14 protein-coding genes and 1 pseudogene are annotated in these 8,624 nt (G+C 40.9%); 10 read left to right on the top strand and 5 right to left on the bottom strand.

Annotation, left to right across the window (positions count from 1 at the left end; translation table 11 throughout):
• The first annotated feature begins 196 nt into the window (after positions 1–196).
• From ACWATR_RS37895 to ACWATR_RS37905, 3 genes are all read left to right on the top strand, one after another.
• Positions 197–1,330, top strand: a complete 1,134-nt coding sequence (locus ACWATR_RS37895) for an ISAs1 family transposase (protein ID WP_460344875.1) — start codon at positions 197–199, stop codon at positions 1,328–1,330.
• Between the two features lie 288 nt (positions 1,331–1,618).
• Complete coding sequence (locus tag ACWATR_RS37900; protein WP_460344878.1) at positions 1,619–1,777, top strand: hypothetical protein; 159 nt, start codon at positions 1,619–1,621, stop codon at positions 1,775–1,777.
• 18 nt (positions 1,778–1,795) lie between these two features.
• Positions 1,796–2,071, top strand: coding sequence for a hypothetical protein (locus ACWATR_RS37905; protein WP_460344881.1), 276 nt, complete (start codon positions 1,796–1,798; stop codon positions 2,069–2,071).
• A 2-nt stretch (positions 2,072–2,073) separates the two neighbouring features.
• Here ACWATR_RS37905 and ACWATR_RS37910 read toward each other — a convergent pair whose 3' ends face one another.
• Together ACWATR_RS37910 and ACWATR_RS37915 are read right to left on the bottom strand one after the other, a co-directional pair.
• Complete coding sequence (locus ACWATR_RS37910) at positions 2,074–2,448, bottom strand: hypothetical protein (protein WP_460344884.1); 375 nt, start codon at positions 2,446–2,448, stop codon at positions 2,074–2,076.
• The gene (locus tag ACWATR_RS37915) at positions 2,445–2,777 is read right to left on the bottom strand and encodes a DUF5674 family protein (protein ID WP_460344887.1); all 333 of its coding nucleotides are present in this window, start codon (positions 2,775–2,777) and stop codon (positions 2,445–2,447) included. Before ACWATR_RS37915 ends, ACWATR_RS37910 begins: the two co-directional genes overlap by 4 nt.
• Before the next feature lie 38 nt (positions 2,778–2,815).
• On the opposite strand from ACWATR_RS37915, the gene ACWATR_RS37920 reads away from it, so the two are divergent.
• Together ACWATR_RS37920 and ACWATR_RS37925 are read left to right on the top strand one after the other, a co-directional pair.
• Entirely contained in the window at positions 2,816–3,031 is a 216-nt protein-coding gene (locus ACWATR_RS37920; protein ID WP_460344890.1) for a hypothetical protein, read from the top strand.
• A 10-nt stretch (positions 3,032–3,041) separates the two neighbouring features.
• Positions 3,042–3,362, top strand: coding sequence for a hypothetical protein (locus tag ACWATR_RS37925; RefSeq protein WP_460344893.1), 321 nt, complete (start codon positions 3,042–3,044; stop codon positions 3,360–3,362).
• Between the two features lie 270 nt (positions 3,363–3,632).
• On the opposite strand, the gene ACWATR_RS37930 is transcribed toward ACWATR_RS37925, so the two are convergent.
• The 3 genes from ACWATR_RS37930 to ACWATR_RS37940 all read right to left on the bottom strand — a co-directional run bounded on the left by ACWATR_RS37930 (position 3,633) and on the right by ACWATR_RS37940 (position 5,745).
• Positions 3,633–4,382 (bottom strand): SDR family oxidoreductase, encoded by a 750-nt coding sequence (locus tag ACWATR_RS37930; RefSeq protein ID WP_460344896.1) that lies wholly within the window; start codon positions 4,380–4,382, stop codon positions 3,633–3,635.
• Positions 4,383–5,012: 630 nt separating this feature from the next.
• Entirely contained in the window at positions 5,013–5,468 is a 456-nt protein-coding gene (locus ACWATR_RS37935) for a DNA-binding protein (protein WP_460344899.1), read from the bottom strand.
• A 46-nt stretch (positions 5,469–5,514) separates the two neighbouring features.
• Positions 5,515–5,745, bottom strand: a complete 231-nt coding sequence (locus ACWATR_RS37940; protein WP_460344902.1) for a hypothetical protein — start codon at positions 5,743–5,745, stop codon at positions 5,515–5,517.
• Positions 5,746–5,896: 151 nt separating this feature from the next.
• On the opposite strand from ACWATR_RS37940, the gene ACWATR_RS37945 reads away from it, so the two are divergent.
• The 5 genes and pseudogenes from ACWATR_RS37945 to ACWATR_RS37965 all read left to right on the top strand — a co-directional run.
• Positions 5,897–6,406: a hypothetical protein gene (locus ACWATR_RS37945; RefSeq protein WP_460344905.1), complete on the top strand. Its 510-nt coding sequence runs from the start codon at positions 5,897–5,899 to the stop codon at positions 6,404–6,406.
• Positions 6,407–6,471: 65 nt separating this feature from the next.
• A complete protein-coding gene (locus ACWATR_RS37950; protein ID WP_460344907.1) occupies positions 6,472–6,792 on the top strand; it encodes a hypothetical protein in 321 nt (106 codons plus the stop codon).
• A gap of 17 nt (positions 6,793–6,809) precedes the next feature.
• Entirely contained in the window at positions 6,810–7,250 is a 441-nt protein-coding gene (locus ACWATR_RS37955) for a hypothetical protein (RefSeq protein ID WP_460344910.1), read from the top strand.
• A gap of 199 nt (positions 7,251–7,449) precedes the next feature.
• The gene (locus ACWATR_RS37960; RefSeq protein ID WP_460344913.1) at positions 7,450–7,737 is read left to right on the top strand and encodes a hypothetical protein; all 288 of its coding nucleotides are present in this window, start codon (positions 7,450–7,452) and stop codon (positions 7,735–7,737) included.
• A 4-nt stretch (positions 7,738–7,741) separates the two neighbouring features.
• Positions 7,742–8,624: pseudogene (locus ACWATR_RS37965) on the top strand (hypothetical protein); the annotation flags it as partial.

Raw genomic sequence — 8,624 nt, forward strand, 5'->3', positions numbered from 1 at the left:
TAGACTACTGATAACTTGTTCACTGTTAAAAAGCTAGCGAGTGCGATCGCATAAAAATATCAGGGCAAACGCATCTAAATATAGTACTTATATACTATAAAAAGGATAAAGGCAGCGATCGCGGATGACATGTGGGTAAGCAATCAAGCTTTGATGGTAAAGTCATAATAAAAGTAGAACAAAGCCCAAGGAAGGCGTGAAACTCAAGCCCAAAATCAGCATTGCTGACCACTTTGCACAAATGTCAGACCCACGAATAGATCGCACGAAGCGACACAAGTTGATAGATATTTTGACTATTGCGATCTGTGCGGTGATATGTGGGGCGGACAGTTGGGTAGCAATTGAATTATATGGCTGCACGAAGTATGAGTGGTTGAAAACGTTTTTGGAGTTACCAAATGGAATACCATCACATGATACTTTTGCTAGAGTATTTGCACAACTAAATCCGCAGCAATTTCAAGAATGTTTTTTAAATTGGATGAAATCAGTACACAAAATAACTGATGGCGAGGTTGTTGCGATTGATGGCAAAACATTACGTGGTTCTTATGATAAAAATACTGACTCTTGTGCAATACAGATGGTCAGTGCTTGGGCAACTACAAATAAATTAGTTTTAGGACAAGTAAAAGTAGACCCGGAATCGAATGAAATCACGGCAATTCCAGAATTATTAAAGGTATTAGACCTATCTGGATGTATCGTGACCATTGATGCAATCGGTTGTCAGAAAGAGATTGTGAAGTTAATTACACAGCAATCAGCAGATTATGTAATAACATTAAAAAAGAACCAAAGTAATCTTTATGAGGAGGTTGAAAAACTATTTAGAACAGGGATAAATACGGGTTTTGAAGGAATTCAACATAGTACATATAAAACTGAAGAAACAGGGCATGGTCGTCATGAAATCCGCAACTACGTAATGCTAAATGGAATTGGGTCACAACTCGATCCAGATTCAGTGTGGTCAAAGTTTAGCAGTGTTGGGATGGTAGAGTCCATCCGCTTATTGAACGGTAAAACGACAGCCGAAACTCGTTATTTCATTAGTAGTCTTGTCAAAAATGCTGAAGAGTTTGCTAATGCTATTCGTAGTCATTGGGGGATTGAAAATTCATTGCATTGGGTATTAGATGTTGCTTTAAATGAAGATGATTGTCGAATCAGGAAAGATAATGCACCAGAAAATTTTGCAATTATAAGGCAAATTGCGGTCAATCTTTTAGGTAAAGAGAAGCGAGTCAAACGAGGAATCAAAAATAAACAGTTCCTCGCAGCTATGGATAACAACTATTTACTAAGAGTTTTAACGTTAGCTTAAAAAAGTACATCAAAACTTGAGTTAAATGTTTGACACGAAAATTTGGTTTTTTCTTGAGATAAATATACTTTTATATACCTCATAATTGAATCATTTTAGTATTAAATAATAGTCATCCAGACAAAGATAATATAATTAACCATTTCAGAGAAGATTTGATTTACTTTCCTTATCATTCCAGGTATTTTTACAATTATCTATGTCATTTTGAAATCTTTCTTAGTTTTTATTAGTAATTAAGATGCGTTCGCCCTGATCTTACAAGGCTGTCAACATACATTGCAGCTTGTGGCGAGTAGTAAGGATTATCGCAGGCTTCAATCGTCTGAGTACTTTTCTACCTCCAACGATGTTGTGCTAAACGATGCTTTCAATATTTTGGGAGAAATAGTAGATGCAATTGATGATGTACAACAGGCAACTCAACAGCAAATAGAAAAAATCTAAATTTAGAGGAGCAAGAAAATGACATTAACCCTAGATAATCGCTCTCGAAGAAAAGAATCTTCCTTAACTCAAGCATTACGGCAGATACAACAGCTAAACTCCAAGATTGCTGTGTTAGAGCAGCAGCATCAAGATTACGTGCGTTCACAACAGAATTTGATTAGTGCCATTGCCGAAATCTGTGTTTCTCCAATACAGGAGATTCAGGCGCTGCGGATTCTCATATATCGGGGAGAAGCAGCTTGTCGGAAGTACTTGCGTTCGGTGCTAGTCAAACAGAGAAAGAATTCCTAGAGTCAGGCACTTAGTGATTCCGGTTCAGTACGTGATATTTCCAAAACCCGACGTAACCAATATGAAGTTTCAAGAGAAGCAGATTGCTTTTGTTCGGCATCCGACCAAATATTGTCCCAGTGGAATAGCCACCGAGTTAATATCCGGCCTAAGTCAACTAACTCACAGGCTCGGTCAATGTCGTCTGCTTTTACCATGTCGGGTACAGTCCACTCAAGAAAGTACCGACTTTCTTTTACCAAAGGCAGTATCAATTCCTGCGACGAGTCTTGAGTCCACAAAGACTGAATTTGCTCAAGGTGTGCAGCTAGATGATGTAAACGGGTAGTCACATCATCTTGTATAAAAATTTGTTGTCTCGGTGTTAATTCGATCATAAATTTCCCAGGAATTCGTTAATCAGTTGAGCTACCCTTTCTCTAATATTAGAGTCCAATATCTCCATCGACTTATTTTGCCGGGGGCGGAGATTGACAATCGATTCAAAAATCATTTTCCCAGTCAAAGGCATAAAACTGGCTGCCCAGATATTTTCTTGCCGACTACCATCACTCAAAAGAGCCTGTTCGCAGTCATAGTGCAAATCACCACCACCAACCAGCACCCGACGTTCGATATCGACTGCGGTTTTGATGTAAAACTTGTGCTGTTGCAGCAAAAGTTCTAGTTGCTCCGGGGTAGCGCGTTTGCGTAACATCAGAATCATTTAAATCATAACCTCTATCAAGGAAAGGCATTTTAATTATGAAGCGGAATCAAGTACAAGTAATTACTGTAAGTCTCACGGGCACATTAGCGGCCATATCTATCGGGTATTTAGGAGTACAAATTTTTGGCAGATATGCAATGTACACGATTACTACAGTCATGTTAGGGCTGGGTACTGGGGGAGCTATCGGTCAGGTTTTGGTGGAGAAAAGGCAGCAGCCAGTAGTACAAACACAGTCAAAACAAAGATAATTGAAATCGTATGGAAACTTCAAAAGTTGTGACTATTCCCAATCATTGGACATCACCAAAATACTCGTTAGGGCAAAGAACCAAGCAGGGGATGATTGTTGGGATTCAGTATTATCCACCTAATAATCTACTGACTGGCTTATGTAACGAATCTTGGCGTTATGCTGTGCTAAATAAAAACGATATTTCAGAAGTGTCTCATCTTGAAGAGCAAAAAATTTCCCCGCTTACACCAAGCGAATTACGCGCTGAACTTCAAACTGAAATTGAAGCGTATCAAATCGAAGTTGTAATTCTCAAGCAACAGTTGGAGACAATATCCAATGCTTAAGTCGATGCCCACATACTGAGAAGTGCCTCTAATAATAGATGACTTGAGTAGTGTAGAGCCAACTTTCCACCAAAAATGAAAAAATCCGAGTTAGAAGAATAATGCTCAACTTTTTACAAAATACGGCGATTTATCCCATTCCTTTAATGTATGGGATAAATCGCCATTTACCGTCTTGGTCAATAGTCAATAGTATTGAGTGTACGAAAATCGTGAGAAATTTGCGTAATGACTAATAACTTATGCCACTGCTTCAAATCATCGTATAAGTTACCAAGCTACTGGTTCACCAAGATGGAAAAACCCACCACTGGGGCCATCATTGGGCAATATCGCTAATTCAACACCAGTTTTCGCACCTGATGCGATGTCCATCATTGCACCTTCACCACCTAATTCTGTTTTTACCCAACCCGGATGAGCGCTATTAATTTTCACCGGAGTATTGCGTAACTCATGAGCTAAATGAATGGTAAATGAGTTCACTGCTGCCTTAGAAGCATTGTAAGCAAATGGTTTGGAATTATAGATGAATGAATTGGGGTCAGCATGAAGTGCTAACGAGGCTTCAATACTCGACATATTTACAATTCGACCGCTAGGGCTATTCAATATTAAGGGCAATACTCGTTGAGTTAATTCCACTAAGCCAAAAAAGTTGGTGTTAAATGTCTGTCGAATAATGTCTATAGAAATAGAACTAGCATTACTAGTTAACCAATCACCATCTAAAAACACACCCGCGTTATTGATCAAGACATCAAGTTTCCCAAAAGAGTTACTAATTTGTTGAACAGCAGATTCAATTTGAGTACTATCAGTGACATCCAGGGCAATTGGGTGAGCTATTATTCCTTCATTCTCTAAGTTACTTGCTGCTGTTTTAGCTGTATCTAAGTTTCGGGCCGCTATCAGAATTGTCAATCCATGTTGTCCAAGTTGACGACTCATTTCCAGCCCCAGACCTTTATTTGCACCAGTAATCAAAGCTACTTTGTTCTTTAGTTCGTCCTGCGCCATGATTAACCACTCCTGTGATGAATTTAGATCACATTTCAGAACAAGATGTTTAAGCTGAGTTTAAATACTGGGTTAATCGTCCCACAAAGTCTAAATATTGAAAACCTAGAAGAAAGGCTAGGTTAAACAGTAAACACTTGTTTGCATAATCATCGACGTGATTTTGCGATTCGCTTTCGATCCCACTTTATAAAAAAGCCCCAAAAACAGGGCTTTTTTTCATCCCTATTTTTTTTCGTCAAGTGGGCCGCTTTTCGCGTGACACCCATTCTGTATGGCTTTGAGTAGCGTCTCTGCACGCTTATGTCACAGAGCAACTGTGCCGCTTTTTGTGACATTAACGGAAACACAAGGGTTCTGGGCGTTGCTAACATCGTGCCGCTTTTTGTGACATCTATACACAGCAGGGGTTTTGGATGTCACGGCACACCTGCCGGAATTCTGTACCGCTTTGTGACAGAGCAGTGCAAAAAAAAAGAGGGGCTAGAAATTAGAATTCAGGAGTCAGGAGTCAGAAATCAGAAAACAAGAATCGGTATTTCGACCAAAAAAGTGGTGCTTTTTAGAGTTTGGTAGAAAGCCTCCTAATTCCTGGTTTTGAATTCTGAATTCTGAATTCTGAATTCTTCTTCACAAAGCATTTCCTAATTCCAGCCATCTAATTAGTTCTTGTGGGGGAATAATTCTCGATACAGAGAAGGGAATACTGTGTTTCTCAGCCCAACGATACACAGTTCGCAAGCTGATTTTACGCTTTGTTCTGTCGTAGATATAATTCGGAAGTTCTCGCCCAGATAACGGAAAATCTGCTTCTTCTAAATCGATACCAAATTGGGTAAACCGCTCTTGGTCTTTTTTAAGTAACAATGAAACATCTGACAAAGAATACTTTTTGAAAAGGTTTTGACGTTTGAGATATGCAAGCCCTAGCAAATAGCAGCATTCTTTTAATCTCACCTGTCGTGCGTACTGCTGTACACCACATATCCTTAACCATTTTCGCCAAGCTCTAATACTAATGCTTTTACCTAAGACGTGTTCACAAGCTGTTTTTACCCAAGCAAGGTTGTACATATCTTGATACATATCTCCTCCAATAATTTAATGCCCAGGGAAACCTGGGCGCTCCAGCTTAATCTTCTACAGGCTCAGTGTTGTCCTCCAGTTTTCCACGAAGACGTTTGTTAATCATTCTCTTGTTACTGCGCTCCACGTAAGCGCCAAAACCGTTTTCCCAAAATACACGGTGCAATTCTGACAATTTCCAACCTTCAAAGTCGGCTAATTCCTCAGCCTCTTCAAATAGTGCTGTTGGCACGTAGAGTTCAATCCGGGTCATTCCCTGTGCTTTCGTTCTAGGCATTGTTGCATCCATACTTAATCACCCAAATTATCAACTGATATTGCTTATGGGACAAGAAACCGACAAATTTAAAAATATTGTTGGTTTCTTATATGCTACTTAGATAATATATATTATATTAGTGGTGTAGTAGCACATAAGAAGCTAAATTATGCGAAAAGTCAAAGAAATTTTGCTGGCTCAAGGTATCGAGTTCGATGAGGGCGATATTGTGTCTGCTGCATCAGCTATTGGCATGGATGTTGATAATTTGAATGATGCCGAAGCTCAAGAAGTGGCAATTCAAGTTGTACAAGTCAAGAAATCAACTGCCCTGACCACTGCTAATGGCAAGTCCAAAAATGGCAACGGTAAATTAGGTAAAAACTCACCCCGCCGTAAATCCACCCCTCCATTGCAAGGAGCGATCGCTCATGCATCTCAGGTTTCTAACCTTGAAATTCAATCCTTGGAGGATGTTCTCAACGTCGGGATTGATGCTTACACAACTGATAAAGCCGACCAGTTGTTATCGACGATTCGCAATGCCCCCAAGGACGTGGTGAGTAAGTTTGTCTCTAAGGCGATGGAGGAGGAAGCTGATGTAGACTCCTTTCGTGCAATCGGTGACGAACTCGTTGCGGGTATTTTCGGCCTTAGCCCAACAAATGCAGCCGAATAAATTCATTGGATTAGCAGCAGTGCTAAATCTGCTGCTATTAACTCTCGTTTTGGGCGTGGCAATATATGGAGCAACAAGAGCAGACTCGTCACAAACAATTAAATATCCACCTGAAGAAGGACGGCGAGTTGAATCTGTCCGGCTTAACACTAGAAAACCTGACAACAGAAGAATTCCTAGTCGTCCAGCAACTTATTGATGAGTCGAGAGTGCGATCGCAATCGAATAGGCAGATTGAGGAACTGATGCAACGAGGGATGATGGCTCAAACTGCGATCGCAGCAATAACAGTTCTGATGTTTTCGTTCATGGGGATATATGGCATAACCCGATATATCGGCTCACAAGTTCAACAAGTCCAACAGACTGATACCAATTTTAAGTAGTTAAAGGGGAGAAAGGAATGTTAGGAAAGTGGCTTCCCGGTTTATTTGGTGGTAAAGGTGATGGAGTAGTATCAACGGATTTAAGAGTTGGGGATGCTACCCAAATTGAGGGGGATTTACCTTCATCAATCCGTGAGCGCTACACATTGCCAGCTTACACCACTGCACAACAGGTTTTGGATGAGGCAGAAGTCGCTGGCACTTTAAAAGCCCAGAAGTGGTTACACACCAAGTTCTCTCGCCACCGCCTTAAGCAGTTACAATCCTTGGCTGAAATGTATAAGAATCAACTGACATATTCTCAAGAAGGCATGAAGGTTGAGGAAGATTTGCAGCGAACCAGGGCGTTACATGGGGAAGCAGTGATCCGTCATGCCTTTGGTTCCCAGGAACAGCAGCGTCAACTTGGAGGATACGAAAAAGCATTTGATGAAGTAGGAGATAGTTTCAGGTTTTGAGAGATGCTAAGAAAAACTTTTAGATTTTGTAGTGATACTTACACGGTAGAAGAAAACTGTCAACCGGAACCCCCGGACAAAGAGGCATATATTTGTCGAAACACCAAAGGAGATAATTTATACTTCTCCCGGACTGAGATTAGGGACAGCATTGTTGTGCTTGTGCCTCCCCAAAATTGTTAACGGGAGCTGGCTATATATGCAGATAAAACTATCTTTCGTTGGATATGCAGTTTGTGGAGTGGGCTTATCAATGTTGATGGGTTTTCTATCAGTTGCCAGCCCAGTCAGTCAATTCTTAGTGTGGATCATCAGTATGATTTGTATTTGCGGCTTGGCAGTTGGGTTATTTAACTTTGCTGGCTTAGTTGTTAAAGGATTCGGCTTCAACCGCAAAACTTTCACCATTGGGTTGATGCCTGGGGTGATATTCCTGTTTGTCTTCTTGACTTTAGTTGCAGCTGGTGTTGCGTTGGGGGTCAGATAAGTTTATGCCATTTGAATTAGAACGACTAACCGCCAGTAGTGTGATTCACGCAGAGCGGACTATCTTGTGTAGTTTAGGAGCGAGTGCAGTGTTATGTCTGTCTGCTCCTTTTTTCTTAAACACTGATCGAATAACAACCGGGATGCTACTTGGTGCTGGAACAGTCAGTGCTGGCTTATTTGGGGTATCTGCCCAAATCAGCGAAGGCAAACAGAAGGTATACCAGTCTTTACTAGAAGCTGACCTCAAAGCACTTAAACAGCATTTACAGGGTCAGGCAGCATACAATTATGTGACTACAGCGATTGATGCCAAACGCAGAGTTGCTGATTACGTGAATCGCCTGCCCGTTAGTGAGCGCCCCCGGTGGATTGCTGAATATCAGTTGCAAGGTCTGGTGACTCTTCCTGAACCACCAGCACAACGATCACCCTCACCGACTGGTATTCCCAATCCCAATATTGCTGACATTGATGAAGAGTCGGTGCAGTCGGTGATTAATCCGGGTGCGATGAAAATTCTGCAAGCGATCGCAGCTAATTATCCCTCATACATCAGAATTGATGGTGGCTGGATTGATGAACTGTGTAATGCTGCATCTAATCAAAATATGACGCTTCGCAGTAATCACCATTTCTACATTTCTGGTGGTACACAATCCGGCAAGTCCACCCTGGCTGGAGTGATTATCAATAAAATTGCTGCAAAATCTCAAAGTCCGGCAATTGTCATTGGTAGTGATCCAAAGGATGATGTCACCAGATGGTTGTGCAAGTTCAGCCGTAAATTTGACGGCATGAAAGAACTAAAAAACTGGATTACCTTTGCCACAGACCAAATTGACAAGCAGAAAGCAAGAGTATCAATTGTTGGTGGCGAATGTCAGG

The sequence above is a fragment of the Nostoc sp. UIC 10890 genome (assembly GCF_054786515.1).

Excerpts from the sequence above, each read along its gene's own strand:
- ACWATR_RS37955 (WP_460344910.1), top strand. The coding sequence starts at position 6,810 with ATGTTAGGAAAGTGGCTTCCCGGTTTATTTGGTGGTAAAGGTGATGGA.
- ACWATR_RS37905 (WP_460344881.1), top strand. The coding sequence starts at position 1,796 with ATGACATTAACCCTAGATAATCGCTCTCGAAGAAAAGAATCTTCCTTA.
- ACWATR_RS37945 (WP_460344905.1), top strand. The coding sequence starts at position 5,897 with ATGCGAAAAGTCAAAGAAATTTTGCTGGCTCAAGGTATCGAGTTCGAT.
- ACWATR_RS37930 (WP_460344896.1), bottom strand. The coding sequence starts at position 4,382 with ATGGCGCAGGACGAACTAAAGAACAAAGTAGCTTTGATTACTGGTGCA.
- ACWATR_RS37935 (WP_460344899.1), bottom strand. The coding sequence starts at position 5,468 with ATGTATCAAGATATGTACAACCTTGCTTGGGTAAAAACAGCTTGTGAA.
- ACWATR_RS37920 (WP_460344890.1), top strand. The coding sequence starts at position 2,816 with ATGAAGCGGAATCAAGTACAAGTAATTACTGTAAGTCTCACGGGCACA.
- ACWATR_RS37950 (WP_460344907.1), top strand. The coding sequence starts at position 6,472 with ATGGAGCAACAAGAGCAGACTCGTCACAAACAATTAAATATCCACCTG.
- ACWATR_RS37915 (WP_460344887.1), bottom strand. The coding sequence starts at position 2,777 with ATGATTCTGATGTTACGCAAACGCGCTACCCCGGAGCAACTAGAACTT.
- ACWATR_RS37960 (WP_460344913.1), top strand. The coding sequence starts at position 7,450 with ATGCAGATAAAACTATCTTTCGTTGGATATGCAGTTTGTGGAGTGGGC.
- ACWATR_RS37925 (WP_460344893.1), top strand. The coding sequence starts at position 3,042 with ATGGAAACTTCAAAAGTTGTGACTATTCCCAATCATTGGACATCACCA.
- ACWATR_RS37910 (WP_460344884.1), bottom strand. The coding sequence starts at position 2,448 with ATGATCGAATTAACACCGAGACAACAAATTTTTATACAAGATGATGTG.
- ACWATR_RS37940 (WP_460344902.1), bottom strand. The coding sequence starts at position 5,745 with ATGCCTAGAACGAAAGCACAGGGAATGACCCGGATTGAACTCTACGTG.